The sequence below is a fragment of the Brevundimonas sp. GW821-FHT10A07 genome, from assembly GCF_059415785.1.
In genome coordinates this window covers 42,860-58,805 of record NZ_JBWKNX010000003.1, presented here as the reverse complement: position 1 = coordinate 58,805, position 15,946 = coordinate 42,860, and the positions used below count along the sequence as shown (strand labels likewise).

The 15,946-nt window shown below is 68.6% G+C and carries 20 protein-coding genes; 17 read left to right on the top strand and 3 right to left on the bottom strand.

Features of this window, described 5'->3' with window-relative positions; genetic code table 11:
* Positions 1–96: 96 nt before the first annotated feature.
* The 10 genes from AC07NC_RS03275 to AC07NC_RS03230 all read left to right on the top strand — a co-directional run bounded on the left by AC07NC_RS03275 (position 97) and on the right by AC07NC_RS03230 (position 8,235).
* Entirely contained in the window at positions 97–1,428 is a 1,332-nt protein-coding gene (locus tag AC07NC_RS03275; protein WP_494568566.1) for a dihydroorotase, read from the top strand.
* Positions 1,429–1,573: 145 nt separating this feature from the next.
* Complete coding sequence (locus AC07NC_RS03270) at positions 1,574–2,323, top strand: prephenate dehydrogenase/arogenate dehydrogenase family protein (RefSeq protein ID WP_494568565.1); 750 nt, start codon at positions 1,574–1,576, stop codon at positions 2,321–2,323.
* 266 nt (positions 2,324–2,589) lie between these two features.
* Complete coding sequence (locus AC07NC_RS03265) at positions 2,590–3,210, top strand: DJ-1/PfpI family protein (RefSeq protein WP_494568564.1); 621 nt, start codon at positions 2,590–2,592, stop codon at positions 3,208–3,210.
* A 141-nt stretch (positions 3,211–3,351) separates the two neighbouring features.
* A complete protein-coding gene (locus AC07NC_RS03260; RefSeq protein ID WP_494568563.1) occupies positions 3,352–3,783 on the top strand; it encodes a hypothetical protein in 432 nt (143 codons plus the stop codon).
* Positions 3,784–4,080: 297 nt separating this feature from the next.
* Positions 4,081–4,374, top strand: coding sequence for a type II toxin-antitoxin system ParD family antitoxin (locus tag AC07NC_RS03255; RefSeq protein WP_492071417.1), 294 nt, complete (start codon positions 4,081–4,083; stop codon positions 4,372–4,374).
* Entirely contained in the window at positions 4,371–4,679 is a 309-nt protein-coding gene (locus AC07NC_RS03250; RefSeq protein ID WP_008263996.1) for a type II toxin-antitoxin system RelE/ParE family toxin, read from the top strand. The genes AC07NC_RS03255 and AC07NC_RS03250 overlap by 4 nt, the downstream gene beginning before the upstream one ends.
* Positions 4,676–5,425 (top strand): DUF72 domain-containing protein, encoded by a 750-nt coding sequence (locus tag AC07NC_RS03245; protein WP_494568562.1) that lies wholly within the window; start codon positions 4,676–4,678, stop codon positions 5,423–5,425. Before AC07NC_RS03250 ends, AC07NC_RS03245 begins: the two co-directional genes overlap by 4 nt.
* 85 nt (positions 5,426–5,510) lie before the next feature.
* A complete protein-coding gene (locus AC07NC_RS03240; RefSeq protein WP_494568561.1) occupies positions 5,511–6,572 on the top strand; it encodes an NAD(P)-dependent alcohol dehydrogenase in 1,062 nt (353 codons plus the stop codon).
* Between the two features lie 118 nt (positions 6,573–6,690).
* The gene (gene phbB, locus AC07NC_RS03235) at positions 6,691–7,416 is read left to right on the top strand and encodes an acetoacetyl-CoA reductase (protein ID WP_035310400.1); all 726 of its coding nucleotides are present in this window, start codon (positions 6,691–6,693) and stop codon (positions 7,414–7,416) included.
* 99 nt (positions 7,417–7,515) lie between these two features.
* Entirely contained in the window at positions 7,516–8,235 is a 720-nt protein-coding gene (locus AC07NC_RS03230; RefSeq protein WP_230307690.1) for a DUF4908 domain-containing protein, read from the top strand.
* Here AC07NC_RS03230 and gloB read toward each other — a convergent pair.
* Positions 8,225–8,953, bottom strand: a complete 729-nt coding sequence (gloB, locus tag AC07NC_RS03225) for a hydroxyacylglutathione hydrolase (RefSeq protein ID WP_494568560.1) — start codon at positions 8,951–8,953, stop codon at positions 8,225–8,227. The two genes, AC07NC_RS03230 and gloB, sit on opposite strands and share 11 nt — an antisense overlap.
* A gap of 46 nt (positions 8,954–8,999) precedes the next feature.
* On the opposite strand from gloB, the gene AC07NC_RS03220 reads away from it, so the two are divergent.
* From AC07NC_RS03220 to AC07NC_RS03200, 5 genes are all read left to right on the top strand, one after another.
* Positions 9,000–9,749 (top strand): methyltransferase domain-containing protein, encoded by a 750-nt coding sequence (locus AC07NC_RS03220; protein ID WP_154726577.1) that lies wholly within the window; start codon positions 9,000–9,002, stop codon positions 9,747–9,749.
* A 59-nt stretch (positions 9,750–9,808) separates the two neighbouring features.
* The gene (locus AC07NC_RS03215) at positions 9,809–10,312 is read left to right on the top strand and encodes a SixA phosphatase family protein (RefSeq protein ID WP_372705120.1); all 504 of its coding nucleotides are present in this window, start codon (positions 9,809–9,811) and stop codon (positions 10,310–10,312) included.
* A complete protein-coding gene (locus AC07NC_RS03210; RefSeq protein ID WP_494568559.1) occupies positions 10,309–10,653 on the top strand; it encodes a DUF952 domain-containing protein in 345 nt (114 codons plus the stop codon). The genes AC07NC_RS03215 and AC07NC_RS03210 overlap by 4 nt, the downstream gene beginning before the upstream one ends.
* Complete coding sequence (locus tag AC07NC_RS03205) at positions 10,650–11,717, top strand: quinone-dependent dihydroorotate dehydrogenase (protein WP_494568558.1); 1,068 nt, start codon at positions 10,650–10,652, stop codon at positions 11,715–11,717. Before AC07NC_RS03210 ends, AC07NC_RS03205 begins: the two co-directional genes overlap by 4 nt.
* Before the next feature lie 72 nt (positions 11,718–11,789).
* The gene (locus tag AC07NC_RS03200) at positions 11,790–13,682 is read left to right on the top strand and encodes an ATP-binding protein (protein ID WP_494568557.1); all 1,893 of its coding nucleotides are present in this window, start codon (positions 11,790–11,792) and stop codon (positions 13,680–13,682) included.
* Here the strand turns inward: AC07NC_RS03200 and AC07NC_RS03195 are convergent.
* Together AC07NC_RS03195 and AC07NC_RS03190 are read right to left on the bottom strand one after the other, a co-directional pair.
* Positions 13,655–14,089: a very short patch repair endonuclease gene (locus AC07NC_RS03195; RefSeq protein WP_494568556.1), complete on the bottom strand. Its 435-nt coding sequence runs from the start codon at positions 14,087–14,089 to the stop codon at positions 13,655–13,657. The genes AC07NC_RS03200 and AC07NC_RS03195 overlap by 28 nt on opposite strands.
* Positions 14,090–14,152: 63 nt before the next feature.
* Positions 14,153–14,638 (bottom strand): peroxiredoxin, encoded by a 486-nt coding sequence (locus AC07NC_RS03190; RefSeq protein ID WP_494568555.1) that lies wholly within the window; start codon positions 14,636–14,638, stop codon positions 14,153–14,155.
* 116 nt (positions 14,639–14,754) lie between these two features.
* Between AC07NC_RS03190 and AC07NC_RS03185 the strand changes: the two genes are divergently transcribed.
* Together AC07NC_RS03185 and AC07NC_RS03180 are read left to right on the top strand one after the other, a co-directional pair.
* Positions 14,755–15,324, top strand: a complete 570-nt coding sequence (locus tag AC07NC_RS03185) for a YqgE/AlgH family protein (protein WP_494568554.1) — start codon at positions 14,755–14,757, stop codon at positions 15,322–15,324.
* 125 nt (positions 15,325–15,449) lie between these two features.
* Entirely contained in the window at positions 15,450–15,902 is a 453-nt protein-coding gene (locus AC07NC_RS03180; protein ID WP_035309906.1) for a chemotaxis protein CheW, read from the top strand.
* The last annotated feature ends 44 nt before the right edge of the window (positions 15,903–15,946 follow it).

Here is a 15,946-nt window from a genome sequence, read left to right as displayed (position 1 = left end):
TCTCCCTCCCCGTCCGGGGAGGGAGAGGTTTAGCCGTTTCGCGACCCGTGCCGCATCCGCTAGAAGCTCGCATAACCAGCCTCAGGAGCCGCCCCCATGACCCAGATCTATGACCTGATCGTCCGTGGCGGCGAGGTGGCCAATCACGCCGGGCGCGGCCGGGCCGACGTCGGGGTGATCGACGGCAAGATCGCCTTGATCGGCGACCTGTCCCAGGCCTCGGCGGGCGAGACCTTCGATGCGACCGGCCTGACCGTCCTGCCCGGCGTCATCGACACCCAGGTCCATTTCCGCGAACCCGGCCTGGAGTGGAAGGAAGACCTGGAGACCGGCTCGCGCGCGGCGGCCCTGGGCGGCGTCGTCGCCGTGTTCGAAATGCCGAACACCAATCCCAACACCACAGACCCGGACACCATGGCCGACAAGCTGGCGCGGGCGAAGGACCGGATGTGGACCGACCACGCCTTCTACGTCGGCGGCACGCACGAGAACGCCGACTATCTGGGCGAGCTGGAGCGGCTGCCCGGCTGCTGCGGGGTCAAGGTCTTCATGGGCGCCTCGACCGGCGACCTGCTGATCGCCGACGACGAGGGGGTGCGCAAGGTTCTGTCGAACGTGCGCCGCCGCGCCACCTTCCATTCCGAGGACGAATACCGCCTGGTCGAACGGCGGGGTCTCGCCCGCACCGGCGACTGGACTAGCCACCCCGAGGTCCGCGACGCCGAGAGCGCCATCCGCTCGACCCGCCGCCTGGTCGGCTTGGCCCAGGAGACGGGCGCCCGCATCCACGTGCTGCACGTCACGACGAAGGACGAGATGGAGTTCCTGCGCTTCCACAAGGATGTCGCCACCGTCGAGATCACGCCGCAACACCTGACCCTGGCCGCGCCCGAGGCCTATGAGCGACTGGGCGCCTATGCCCAGATGAACCCGCCGATCCGGTCGCAGGAGCATGTGGACGCCCTGTGGCTGTGGGGCATGCAGCAGGGCGTCGCCGACGTGCTGGGCTCCGACCATGCGCCGCACACGAAGGAGGAAAAGGCCAAACCCTATCCGGCCTCGCCGTCGGGCATGCCGGGGGTGCAGACCCTGGTGCCGCTGATGCTGACCCATGTGGCCCAGGGCCGGCTCAGCCTGGAGCGGTTCATCGACCTGACCTCGGCCGGGGCCCAGCGGGTGTTCGGCACGGCCAACAAGGGGCGGATGGCCGTCAGCTATGACGCCGACCTGACCATCGTCGACCTGAAGGCGAAGCGCGTGATCACCCATGACCAGCAGGTGTCGCGCTGCGGCTGGACCCCGTTCGACGGGTTTGAGGCCACCGGCTGGCCCATGGCCACCATCGTGCGCGGCCGGGTGGTGATGCAGGACGGCGAACTGATCGGCGCGGCCCATGGACGGCCGGTGCGGTTCATGGAGACGCTGTGAGGTCGGCCTCTACACAATCCGTCACCCGCTCCACCCCCACCCCCGTCATCCTCGGGCTTGACCCGAGGACCGGGCGCGGATCGGGCTGTGCGCCCGCCGCTGACGCAATGCGGCGGCCCCTCCGGTCCTCGGGTCAAGCCCGAGGATGACGGGGGAGAAGGAAAAACTCGGCCTGATCGGCTTCGGCGCCTTCGGGCGGCTGACGGCGCGGCATCTGTCGCCCTGGTTCGACATCCAGGCCCATGATCCGGCCGCCACGGACACAGACGACCACGCGACCCTGACCGACCTGGCCGCCGCCGCCGCCTGTCCCACGATCATTCTGGCCGTCCCGGTCGAGGCCCTGGCCGCCTCGCTGACCGAGATCCGCTCCCACCTGCGCCCCGACGCCCTGGTGATCGACGTCGGCTCGGTGAAGGTCAAACCCGCCCGGCTGATGGCCGAGCTCCTGCCCCCCGGCGTGCGGATCGTCGGCACCCACCCCCTGTTCGGCCCCCAGAGCGGCAAGGCCGGCATCGCCGGCCTGCGCCTCGCCGTCTGCGAAGTGCGCGACGCCCCCGATGCGCGCAGAGACGCCCGCCGCGTCGCCGCCTTCTGCCGCCGCGCCCTGGCCCTGAAGGTGTTCCAGGTCAGCCCCGAGGACCACGACCGCGAGGCCGCCACGGTCCAGGGCCTGACCCATCTGATCGCCCGCCTGCTGCTGGCCATGGAGCCCCTGCCGACCCGTATGACCACCGCCAGTTTCGACCGCCTGATGCAGGCCGTCGACATGGTCCGCCACGACAGCCCCGCCGTCTTCCGCGCCATCGAACGCGACAACCCCTTCGCCGCCGAAGTCCGCAACCGCTTCTTCGCCCTGGCGGACGCGGCAAGGGGGGATCTGGACGCGGGGTGAGCGAGGAAGCATCCGACCACGCCGTGCCTCACATCGGTTGACGAGGCGTCTAGGTTCGCTGAACCTGGGCCTGGGATGGTGTAATCGAACATACCGGTCACAACCGGAGCAGCGGGTGAGAGCCCTGCTCCCAAGTCTGCTTTGCGAACCGGCGGCGATTTCGCAAGACGACCCGAACCGTGCAATCAGAATGTCCGCTCTTGCGGCGGCCCTATAACTCGGCGACCCTGCCGTCTTCCTCATCATCTCCTAGCGCCGTGCCCGTCATGCAGATCGCCATCCTAACCCTTGATGGTTTCAACGAGCTGGATTCCTTCATCGCAGCAGGCATCTTAAACCGGATGAAATCACAGGGCTGGGCGGCCCACATCACCTGCCCCACGCCGGAGGTCACCTCGATGGCCGGGGTGACGATTCAGCGCCAGAAGCCGCTGGAGTTCTTGGCCGACGCCGACGCGGTGCTGATTGGCAGCGGGATCAAGACCCGCGATTACGCCGCCGATCCCACGTTCCTGTCGCGCCTCCCGCTGGACCCGTCACGCCAGCTAATCGGCGCTCAGTGCTCCGGCACGCTTCTACTGGCCAAGCTGGGGCTGATCGGCGACCTGCCCGCCTGCACCGACCTGACGACCAAGCCTTGGGTTATCGAGGCGGGCGTAAATGTCGTTGATGCGCCGTTCGCCGCGCACGGCAATGTCGCAACCGCCGGCGGTTGCCTAGCCTCGCAATACCTTGCCGCTTGGATGATTGCGCGCTTGGCGACCTTGCGTGACGCAGAAGAAGCCATTCACTACGTCGCGCCCGTCGGCGAGAAGGCTGAATACGTCCAGCGCGCGATGGCGGCGGTGACGCCGTTTTTGAACGTCGGAGAAACACGGGCTGCATAATCCATGGTCGTCCGCTTCTCACCCCTTTCACCCCTTTAAGACCTCCGCACAGTCCGCTGATCCCCAACCTTTCCAATAATTCACGCGGCAATCCAGCATCATCGACCTACCCTACTCCAGGCTGAACCTTCGGAGGCGGGCATGGCGAAGCGGCGAGCGTTCCTGGCGGGCGGCCTGGCGGCCTGCGCCCTTTGCGGAACGGCCCTGGCTCAGGCCGCGCCGCCCATCACCGGTGGCGAGTTGGCCGGCGACTGGATGCTGAAGATCACGCCGGCTGAGCGGCAGGACCTCAACATCTCCTTCAAGTCCAAGAGCGGAAACCAGCTGGATTTCCCATTGACGGTCACGCCCCAGCCGCGCGGCCGGCTTTCGTGCGTCCTCGACGGGGATCCGGCGGACTGCCGCATAAGGGACGGCAAGCTGATTGTGGTCATGGCCTCGGGCGGGGTGCGCATGACCTTCACCCTGACGGGCCGGTCGCGCGGCGGGTTCCAGGGCGATGCGAGCCTCAGAGTCCGTCTGCTCCCCATCGGCGGTCATATCGGCGCCGTGACCATGGCGCGCCGTTCGTAAGGGCCGGCGCGCGGACGGTCGGCGCAGGCGCCACCTATCCTAATTCCGCAGACATTCTGTCGGCGAAACAACCGCCTGACTGAAAAATCCCGTCGCCACCCCCCGCTCTTCCCTGCGGGCCTATACTCCCGTCGTCGGCATTGGAAGGGAGGCTCATTCAGTTGCAGACTCTGGCGCCTCGCCCTGGGTTCGAGGGTCCCCGCAATTTCGTCCCACCCCGATTTCAGACAATTCAGACGATTCAGACACTGTTTTTTCGCCGCACCGTCTGAAATCCCCTGCGACAATTGACAAAGATTGCCAAACCCCCATTCTGACCGGACAGGAGCAGACCCCATGGCGACGATGAACATCTCCCTGCCCGACCCGATGAAGGCCTGGGTCGAGGAACAGGCCAAATCAGGCCGCTACGCCAACGCCTCGGACGTCGTCCGTGACCTGATCCGCCGCGAACAGGTCAAGGCCGAGAAGATCGCCCATATGCAGCGATTGGTGGACGAGGCGCGCGCCGGCGGGATCAGCGAAAAGACCCCACGTGAGATCTTCGAGGAAGTCCGCGCCGAATTCGAAAGACGCAAGGGCGCGGCGTGACCCGCCTGCGGCTGAGCGAAGACGCCGAAGCGGATCTGCGCCTGATTTTCTGGCAGGGCCTGGAAATGTTCGGCGCCCGCCAGACCGAAACCTATATTTCAGGCTTGGAAGACCAGTTGCAGCAGTTGCTCCTGTTCCCCGATACGGGCCGGTTGCACACGGATATCCAGCCGCCCGTCAGGGTTCAGCCCTATGGCGCTCACGTCATCATCTACGAACACATCGACGACATCGTCGCAGTCCTCCGCATCCGCAGCGCACGCGAGGACTGGACGGCCTCACCTCTGGGAAGCGACTGGCCATGACCCACCCCATCCACATCGGCGTCGGCGGCTGGACCTTCGAACCTTGGCGCGGGGTCTTCTATCCCGAGGGCCTGGTGCAGAAGCGCGAGCTGGAATACGCGGCGTCGAAACTGACCAGTATCGAGATCAACGGCACCTATTATTCGACCTTCAAGCCCGACTCCTGGCGCAAATGGCGCGACGAGACGCCGGACGGTTTCGTCTTCTCGGTCAAGGCCAGCCGCTACTGCACCAATCGCAAGATCCTGTCGGACGGCGGCGAGAGCTTCGAGAAATTCCTCTCCCAGGGCCTGACCGAACTGGGCGACAAGCTGGGCCCGATCAACTGGCAGTTCATGGGGACCAAGAAGTTCGACCCCGAGGATTTCGAGGGCTTCCTGAAACTACTGCCCCCGGAGAAGGACGGCCTGCGCCTGCGCCACGCCCTGGAAGTCCGCAACCCGACCTTCGCCACCGAACAGTTCTACGACCTGGCCCGCAAATACGGCGTCGCCATCGTCTACGCCGTCGATGACGAGGAGCCGACCTGGCCCCAGATCGACGAGGCGACCGCCGACTTTACCTATGCCCGGCTGATGTCCAGCCGCGAGGACGAGCCCACCGGCATGACCGCCGCCGAACTGTCCGCCGTCGCCGACCAGGCCCGCGCCTGGGCCGAACGCGGCGAGGTCTTCGCCTATTTCATCTCGGGGGCCAAGGTACGGAACCCGGCGGCCGCCCAGGCGCTGATCGCCCAGTTGAAATGACGTGCGCCGCCTTGCGACCGGTCACGCCGGGCCACATCTGCCGCCCACGCCCCACCGCCTGCCCGAAAGCCTGAAGGACTTCCCCATGCCGATCGCCACACGCGCCTTCGCCGCGACCGCCGCCGACAAGCCCCTGACCCCCTACAGCTTCGAACGGCGCGATCCCGGCCCCGACGACGTGCTGATCGACATCAAATACTGCGGCATCTGCCATTCCGACCTGCACATGGCCCGCAGCGAGACCGGCCAGGCCCAGTACCCGCTGGTGCCCGGTCACGAGATCGCCGGCGTGGTGGCGGCCGTCGGCTCGAACGTCACCCGCTTCAAGCAAGGCGACCGCGTCGGCGTCGGCTGCATGGTCGACAGCTGCCGCGAATGTTCGTCGTGCCAGGAAGGGCTGGAGCAGTATTGCGTGCCCGGCTTCACCGGCACCTACGGCGGCAAGGACCGGAAGGGCGGCACGGCCGAGACCATCACCCAGGGCGGCTATTCCGACCACATCACCGTCGACCAGCATTTCGTCCTGTCCATCCCCGACAGCCTGCCGCTGGACGTCGCCGCCCCCCTGCTGTGCGCCGGCGTCACCACCTATTCGCCGCTGAAGACCTGGGGCGTCGGACCGGGCTCGAAGGTCGCGGTCATCGGCCTGGGCGGCCTGGGCCATATGGCGGTCAAGCTGGCGGCGGCCATGGGCGCCGAGGTCACGGTCCTGTCCACCTCGGACCGCAAGAAGGCCGACGCCGAACGGATGGGCGCCAAGCATTTCCTGATCAACTCGGACAAGGCGGCGATGAAGGCCGCGGCCGAGAGCTTCGACCTGATCATCAACACCGTCTCGGCCACGCACGAGATCTCCAGCCAGGTCCAGCTGCTGGCCCGCGACGGGACCATGGTCATGCTGGGCCTGACCACCGAGGGCCTGCCGGTCTACGCCGTGCCCCTGCTGTGGCGTCGTCGCCGCATCGCCGGCTCGCTGATCGGCGGCGTCGCCGAGACCCAGGAGATGCTGAACTTCTGCGCCGAACACGGCATCGCCTGCGACATCGAGACCATCGCCCCCGACCAGATCAACGAGGCCTATGAGCGGATGCTGAAATCCGACGTCCGCTACCGCTTCGTCATCGACATGGAGAAGCTGGCGGCCTGATCCGTGCGACATCAAGCCCGGTTTCCCCCGCGGAAATCGGGCTTGCCTGCGGCCGAGGCGTCGCTACACCTTTAACCACGGTCCGCAGCAGACGGACCAAAGGGACAAGGAAACGATCATGGCGCGTGTGGCATTCGTGACCGGCGGCACCCGAGGCATCGGCAGGGCGATCGTCCAGCGCCTCAGCGAGGACGGCGTCCGCGTCGCCGCCGGCTATTCCGGCAATGACGAAGCCGCCCAGGCCACGGCCAGGGCCACCGGCTGTTTCGTGGTGAAGGGCAATGTCGGCAGCTTCGAAGACTGCGCGCGCGCGGTGCAGGAGGTCGAAGCCGAGCTGGGTCCGGTCGACATCCTGGTCAACAACGCCGGCATCACCCGCGACGGCTTCTTCCACAAGATGAGCCATGACCAGTGGTCCGACGTGATCCGGGTGAACATGGACAGCGTCTTCAACACCACCCGCCAGGTCATCAACGGCATGCGCGACCGCGGCCACGGCCGGATCGTCAACATCTCCTCGATCAACGGCCAGAAGGGCCAGGTGGGCCAGACCAACTATTCCGCCGCCAAGGCCGGGATGATCGGCTTCACCAAGGCCCTGGCCCTGGAGAACGCCCGCAAGGGCGTGACCGTCAACTGCATCGCCCCCGGCTATATCGACACCGAGATGGTCGGCGCCATGGACCCCAAGGTGCTGGAATCCATCGTGGCCCAGATCCCCGTGGGCCGCCTGGGCAAGGGCGAGGAGATCGCCGACATGGTGTCCTGGCTGGTGGGCGAGCGTGCTGGATATGTCACAGGCTGCACCCTGTCTCTGAACGGCGGTCAGTACCTGGTCGGGTGAAGCGGCTTCGCCCAAAATCCGCCGCGTGACGGTTTCATCCACAGTCTCATGAAGTTGACGGAAACGGACTGGGCGAAAAAGTCGCCTCGCGTGACCGCGATGGCCCTGGCGGCCGTCGTGACCGTGGGTCTGTCCGTGGCTGCGCCTGCGGTCCTGCCCTCGGACTGCCACGCCCAGTCGCGCCGCAACCTGCCGCCCTCGGCCCGCTACGTGGCCGGCACGGGACAGGGGTTCGTGCTGGACGTGACCGGGTCGCGCCCCCTGCTGCGGTTCGACCGTTCGACCGAGATCTGGGTGCTGCGTCCCGCCCCCGCGCCGCGCGGCGACATCGTCTATCGCAACGACAACGGCGACCAGGTGCTGCGCGTCACGGCCGACGGCGGCATGACCCTGTACACCACCACGGCGCCCCAGGGCTCGCCCGTCTCGCCGTCGGGCGAGGCCGCGCCCCTGCTGGCCCCGGCCCTGACGGCCGTCCAGCTGTGGAACTACATCATCCGCCAGAGCGACCGGGCCAGCCGCGCCCTGGGCCGACTGGTGGTCGTGGACGTGGACATTCAGCCGGGCTCGGAAGCCGTGGCCGCCGACGCCCTGTCGACCGCCGTGGACGCCATCGCCCGCATGGCCCGATCGCCGGCCCTGCGCCGCGAGGCGGACAAGATCCGCCGTATCGAGATCGTCGATCAGGGCCGGGGCCCGCAGGCGACCTTCTCTCGCGGCGTCCTGCGCATCGTGATCATGCCGCGCGCCGGCGTGGCCGGCCGGCCGTCCTCGGCCCTGATCGTCCGCGTGGTCGCGGACGACGTCCTCAGCCGCTGAAGCCGTCCTTCGCGGCCCGCCGCGCGGCGAACTGGGCCGCATCGCCCGCCGTCAGAAACGGATTGAACCGCCGCTCCGTCCCGATCGTCGTCGGCACGGTGGGCTCGCCCCGCGCCCGCGCCGCAAAGATCGCCTCGGCATGGGCCCGGGTCTCGGGCCGGTCGTCCAGGGTCAGGGTGAAGCGCGCGTTCGAGGCCGTATATTCGTGGGCGCACCAGACGACGGTCGCCTCGGGCCAGGCGGCCAGGGTCTGAAGACTGGCCCACATCTGCTCCGGCGTCCCCTCGAACAACCGGCCGCAGCCCAGGGCGAACAGGGTGTCGCCGACGAAAGCCAACTGGTTCTCGACCGAGCGGAACACCACATGGCCCAGCGTATGGCCGGGCGTGGCCGTGACCTCGAACCGCGTCTCGCCGACCATCACCTCGTCGCCGTCCGCGACCACCCGGTCCAGCGGCGCGACGCGGCGCACCTCCTCCGGCCCCACGATCTCGCAGCCCGTCTCGGCCTTCAGCCGTTTGTCGCCCTCGGTGTGGTCCGGGTGCCAGTGGGTGTTCAGGATCAGGTCCAGCCGCCCCCAGCCCAGGGCCTCCAGCTCTTGCAGGATTCGCTCCGCATCCGGCGTGTCCACCGCCGCGACCACGCCGGTCGCCGTATCGCGGATCAGGAAGCCGTAATTGTCGCTGCGGCACGGAAACAGGTGAACATCCAGGGTCATGACGTCATTCTAGCAGGACGGCTCCGGCGGGCCTATGGTGGACCCCATGCGGCGCAGCATCGACGAGCTTCGAACCTTCTACGGCGAGCCGACCGGGGCCCTGGTGCGCCGTCTGCTGGCCCGGCGCCTGGACGACGCCTGGGGCGAGGCCCCCGACTGCGACGTTCTGGGCGTCGGCTACGCCACGCCCTGGCTGGACGCATTCGTCGGCGCCCGCCGCGTGGTCGCCGCCATGCCGAGCGGCCAGGGCGTCGAACACTGGCCCAGCGTGGGGCGCAACCGCACCCTTCTGGTCGACGACCGCCGCCTGCCCTTCGCCGCCGGGTCGTTCGACCGCATCCTGCTGGTCCACGCCCTGGAAGAGGCCGACGATCCCGCCGCCCTGCTGCTGGAGGCGGTGCGCGCCCTGGCCCCCACCGGGCGCATCATCCTGGCGGCGGCGGCGCGCGGCGGCCTGTGGGCGCGGGCCGAGAACACCCCCTTCGGCCACGGCCGCCCCTTCACCCGGGGCCAGTTGGAGCGGCTGGTGCGCGAGGCGGGGCTGGAGCCTGCGGCCTGGTCCCAGACCCTGTATGTCCCGCCCTGGACGCCGCTGCTGCCCCTGGCCGACGGTTTCGAACAGGTCGGGCGGCGCATCGCGCCGAACACCGCGGGCGTGATCCTGCTGGAGGCGTCGCGACAGGCCTATGCGCGCATCCGCCCCAGCGGCCTGGCCCAGCGCGTTCCGGCCCGGCCGGCGCTGACGCCCCAGCCCGTCGCCTCGACCTCCTCCCCGACGCCCCGTCCGCACCCCTGACAGGGAGTTGAGATCGTCCCATCTGTTCGTCGGACGCGAACGGCCTTATGGCGAGCCTCATGCATCGACTGATCCTCATGCGGCACGCCCAGGCGGAGGCCTCCAGCCCGTCCGGCGGCGACGAAGCCCGCCCCCTGTCCAACACCGGGCGCAAGGAGGCCGTGCGGATGGGCCAGACCCTGGCCGAGCGCGGTTTGAAGCCCGACCTGGCCCTGGTCTCGTCCGCCGTCCGCACGCGCCAGACCTGGGACCAGATGCATGACGCCTTCGGCGACGTCGAAGTCCGCGACGAACCGCGCCTGTACAATGCGCCGTCCGACGTGCTGCGTCGCTTCGTCGAGTCCTGTGAGGACGAGGCCGGCTGCCTGATGCTGCTGGCCCATAATCCCGGCGTCCATGTGCTGGCCACCGAATACCTGTCCGAAAGCGCGGCCTCGCCGGCCATTCTGGACCGTCTGGCCGGGGGTTTCCCGACCGCCGCCGCCGCCCTGTTCACCGTCGATGTCGCGGGGCGCTGCGTCTTCGAAGGCTTCCTGACTCCGCGCGACCTGGGGGTCGCATGACCGGGACCGCCTACAAGATCCTCGCCGCCGAGGAATGGCGCGCGGCCCTGGCCGAGGGCCGTTACGAAGGCTCCGCCGTCGATCTGGCGGACGGCTACATCCACATGTCCACCGGCGAACAGCTGGTCGAGACCGTGCGCCGCCATTACGCGGGCCGCGACGATCTGATGCTGCTGACGGTCGATCTGGCCCGGTTCGGCGCGGATCTGGTGTGGGAGCCGTCGCGCGGCGGCGACCTGTTTCCGCATCTGTATGCGCCCCTGCCCGTCGCCGCCGTCACCGCCCTGCGCGCCCTCTCGGTCGCCGAGGACGGAGCCATGCTGTTCGAGGATCCGGCATGAGCCTGCTGGCCGACTGGGGCGCCGCCGCCCTTCGCCGCCTCGATCCCGAGACCGCCCACCAGGTGGCGATCAAGGGCCTGGCCCTCGCCCCCCTTCCCGCCCCGGCGGCCGACGATCCGAGCCTGCATACGACGCTGGCGGGGCTCGCCCTGCCCAATCCCGTCGGCCTGGCCGCCGGCCTGGACAAGAACGGCGAGGCCCTGCGCGGCCTGTCGCGGCTGGGCTTCGGCTTCGTCGAATGCGGCTCGGTCACGCCCCGCCCGCAGCCCGGCAATCCCAAGCCCCGCCTGTTTCGCCTGACCGAGGACCGGGCGATCATCAACCGGATGGGCTTCAACAATGAAGGCCTGGAGGCCTTCGCCGCCCGTCTGGATCACCGTCCCACGGACGTGGTCGTCGGCGCCAACCTGGGCGCCAACAAGGATACGGAGGACAAGGCGGCGGACTATGTCGCCGGCCTGCAACGCCTAGCTGGCCGCGCCTCCTATTTCACCGTCAACATCTCCTCGCCCAACACCCCCGGTCTGCGCGCCCTGCAAGGGCGTGAACAGCTGGACGATCTGCTGGGCCGGATCGACGCCGCCCGCCCCGCCGCCCCCGCCGCCCCCGCCGCCCCCGCCGCCCGCGTGCCGGTCTTCCTGAAGATCGCGCCCGACCTGATCGCCGACGAGATCGGCATGATCGTCGAGGCCTCGCTGGCGCACCGGATCGACGGCCTGATCGTCTCCAACACCACCCTGGAACGGCCCGAGACCCTGCGATCCCCCGATGCGCATGAGACAGGCGGCCTGTCGGGCGCCCCGATCCGCCCGTTCGCGGAAAAGGCTCTGCGCGCCGCCGCCGAAGCCGCCCAGGGGCGCCTGCCCCTGATCGCGGTCGGCGGGATCGACAGCGGGGCCGAGGCCTATGCCCGCATCCGTCTGGGGGCCAGCGCCGTTCAGGTCTATTCCGCCTTGATCTACGACGGGCCCGGTTTGATCACCCGCATCAAGCGTGATCTGGCGGCGCGACTGCGCGCCGATGGTTTTTCCTCAATTTCGGCCGCTATCGGGGCCTCGCGTTGACAGAGCGTTAGCCTCGATCTGCGTCTAGTACCGCCAAGCGAACGACCACGGTTCGTATTGCCGGGAAGCTGGATGTCCAAGACGACCGCAGTCGACACCGCCGCAAGCGGCTGGACAGTGGCCGCCCGCCATCGCCGCAGCAATCTGCTGCAGCGTTTGGGACTGGGGGCCGCCGTCGCCCTTGTCGTGACGCCCATGATCGGCTGGCGGATCTGCCTGGCCTGGTTCGCGGCCTATGGCCTGATGCAGGGTCTGGAACTGCTCGCCTTCGCGCGCGTGAATCGTGACGGCGACGGGAAGATCCCCCTCTGGGGCCAGGTGACGGCCTGCCTGAGCCTGTTCGCCAGCGCCTCGCTGTTCGGCAGTCTGTCGATTCCGATGTGGCTGATCGGCGGTCCGCTGGGCGGGGTCTGCGCGGCCCTGATGCTGCCGGCCCTGATGCTCTTCTCGATGATCAATTCGCCGCGCTCGAAATCGATACTGGTCTCCTCCCTGACGCCGCCGATGCTGTATCTGCTGGCGGTTCCCTTCCTGGCCGCCTGGTTCGGAGCGCCGCCGCCCCTGGTGATGACGGCCGCCGCAGCCGTGGTCCTGGTCATCTTCTTCACCATCATCAGCTGGCAGAAGATGAGCGAGGCGACCGAGAACCAGATGCGCGCCCACGCCGAGGCCGAGCGCCTGCGTGTGAAGGCCGAAGAGAGCCTGGTCGCTCACACCGCCTTCCTCGCCGCCATCGGTCATGATCTGCGCACCCCGATCGGCGCCATACTGACCGGCGCCGCAGAGCTTCAGGCGCTGGACGCGAACTCGCGGTCAAACGCCCATCTGATCACCGACGCCGGGCTGATGATGAAGGCCCTGCTGGACGACCTGCTGGATCACTCCAAGATCGGCGCCGGCCGGATGACGGTCGAGGCCGTCGACTTCGACCTGCGCGCCACGCTGGCCCAGACCTTGCGCCTGTGGCGCGGACCGATCGAGGCCAAGGGCCTGAAGCTGCGCGTCGAGGGCGCCGCGCGCATGCCCCGCAGCGTCAAGGGCGACGCCATGCGGATCCGGCAGGTGATGAACAACCTGATGTCCAATGCGGTGAAGTTCACGCCCCAGGGCCGGATCACCCTGCGCCTGGACGCCTGGGCCGAAGAGCCCTCCGGCTATTGTGTTCTGCTTGAGGTTCAGGACACCGGCCCCGGCATGACCGGCGATCAGCTGGCGCGGCTGTTCAACCCGTTCGACCAGACGGCCGAAGGCGTCAGCGCCCGGTACGGCGGTTCGGGCCTGGGTCTGGCGATCAGCCGCGACCTGGTCGAGTTGATGGGCGGCCGCCTGACGGCGCGCAGCGCGCCGGGCCAGGGCGCCAGCTTCACCGTCTCCCTGAGCCTGCCCTTCGGCGAGAACGCCGCGCCGATCCTGGTTCCCGGCGACGACAGCCGCCTGGACATCGCCCTGGCCCTGGCGGCCCGGCCGCTGGCCGCGGGGCCGGACGCGGGAACGCCGCAGGCCGTCCCACGGGACGCCGACGTCTCCCCGACGGCCGAAACCGCCGACCAGACCGACGACGACCGTCCGCTGCGCCTGCTGGTGGTCGACGACCACGACATCAACCGTCGCGCCGTCCAACTGATCCTGCAGCCTCTCGGCTGCGACATCGTCACGGCCGCCGACGGCATGATCGCGTTGGAGCGCTGCGCCGAAACGGTCTTCGACGTCATCTTCATGGATGTCCGCATGCCGGAGCTGGACGGGCGCGAGACCACCCGCCGCCTGCGCGCCGAGGGCGGCCCCAACGCCCGGACGCCCGTCGTCGCCGTCACCGCCGACACCGCCCCCGAAGACGTCGCCGCCTGTCAGGCCGCAGGCATGGCCTATTTCGTGTCGAAACCCCTGACGCCCCCGGCCTTGCTGGGCGCGCTGCAGCATGTGCTGGACGACTCCGCTCAGGCGGCCGAGATCGCCGCCGCCTGATCCCGGACATCCGCGACCAGCCGTTCGGCGAAGCCCGGCGTGCGCAGGTCGCACTCCCACACCGTCAGAACCCGCCAGCCGTCATCCCGCAATTGGGCCGTCACCCGCACGTCGCGGGCGCGGTTGCGGTCGATCTTGGCGCTCCAGTATTCGGCGTTGGCCTTGGGCTTGCGCGCCCCCCGCGCGCAGTCGTGCCCATGCCAGAAACAGCCGTGGACGAAGACGGCGACCTTGCGCCCCTTCATCGTCACATCCGGCCGACCGACCAGGCCCTGGCCGCCCAGCCGATACCCGATCCCGGCCGCGCGCAGGATCCTGCGCACGGCCAGTTCCGGCGACGTGTCGCGCCCCTTCACGCGCCGCATCACCGCGCTGCGCTGTTCAGGACTGAAGACGTCGGTGCTCATGATCGGTCCAGAACTCAAGTCACGAAGCTCAAGTCGCGAAGCGGCAGCCTGGACCAACCCCTATCAGAGCTGCGCCAGCAGGTGCTCGGCCGAAGACACCTTGAACTCGCCGCCCTGTTCGATGTTCAGCTGGGTGACCGTGCCGTCCTTGACCAGCATGGAATAGCGCTGCGACCGCTGACCCAGGCCGAAGCCCGAGCCGTCCAGCACCAGACCCAGTTCGCGGGTCAGGTCGCCGTTGCCGTCGGCCAGCATGACGATGGACTCGTCGTCGATGCCCTGGCTTTCGGCCCAGGCCTTCATGACGAAGGCGTCGTTGACGGAGATGCAGGCGACCACGTCCACGCCCTTGGCCTTGATGGCCTCCAGATTGTCCTTGAAGCCCGGCAGGTGGCGGGCCGAGCAGGTGGGGGTGAAGGCGCCCGGCACGGCGAACAGGGCCACGGTCTTGCCGGCGAAGATGTCGGCCGTATTGACGGGTTTGGGGCCTTCGGCCGTCGCCCGGGCGAAGCTCGCGTTCGGAATCCGGTCGCCGATCTGGATGGTCATGGGGCTCTCTCCGCGCGGGTTGGTTGGGTGCGCCCGCGACAGATAGACGTCGCCGCCGTCATCGCAAGCGGCAACGCCTTGCGCCCGCCCGTTTCACGCCCGATGATAGGATCATCATGACCGACGCCTCATCCCTGACGGGCCGTCTCCTGGTCGCCATGCCCGGCATCGGCGACCCCCGGTTCGAACACGCCGTCATCCTGATCTGCGCGCACGGGCCGGATCACGCCATGGGGCTGCGGATCGACCGCCCGGCGCCCGGCGTCGATCTGAAGACTGTTCTGGACAAGCTGGACGCGCCGGCGCCGGAGGATTCGGTCGGTCGGGTCGTCCTGATGGGCGGACCTGTCGAACGTGAACGGGGCTTCGTGCTGCACACCGACGACTGGAGCACGGGCGACGACACCCTGCCCTTCGGCGACGGCCTGGCCATGACCGGGACGCGCGAGGCCCTGGCCGCCATGACCGACGCCGTGGCCGGCCCGCGCCGGTCGGCCCTGCTGCTCGGCTACGCCGGCTGGGGCGAGGGCCAGTTGGAGGACGAACTGGCCGAAAACGTCTGGCTGACCACCGACGCCGACCTGGATCTGATTTTCGACGGCGACCACGAGTCCAAATGGACCCGCGCCCTGGCCCGCATGGGCGTCGATGCGGGCCGGCTTTCCAGCCAGGGCGGGCGGGCCTGAACCCGGCTTCGGCCGCGCCATCCGAAACTCCGTCCGCATTAACGAAATCGCTAGGCTGGTGCGCGAGACTGGGGTCTGCCTCGGGATCAGCCAATCGGTTTGGCCTGGGTCGGGAGGAATTTGTGATGCTGATTTCCAAGGGTGATCGTCGCGAACTGGTCGGCTTCCGCGTCGGCGAGCAAGCCTTCTGCATCGACATCACCTCGGTGCTGGAAATCCGCGGCTGGACGCCCACCACGCCCCTGCCCCGTGCGCCGGACTATATGAAGGGCGTCGTGAATCTTCGCGGCGTCGTCCTGCCCATCATCGACCTGGCGGCGCGCCTCGGCCTGCCGACCAAGGAACCCTCGGCCCGTCACGCCATCATGGTGGTGAAATGCGGCTCGCGCACGGTCGGTCTTCTGGTCGAGGCGGTGTCGGACATCGTCGAACTGGACGACGGGATGCGCCAACAGACCCCTGACATGGGCGACGACGGCGGCCCCGGCGTGATCGCCGGCATATTCGCCGTCGACGGCGAGATGATCAGCCTGCTGGACCTGGACAATGTGCTGCCGCCGCTGGCCGAGGCCGCCTGAGTCCTGACCCGACCGGAATCCTGACCCGACGACGATATTGCCGA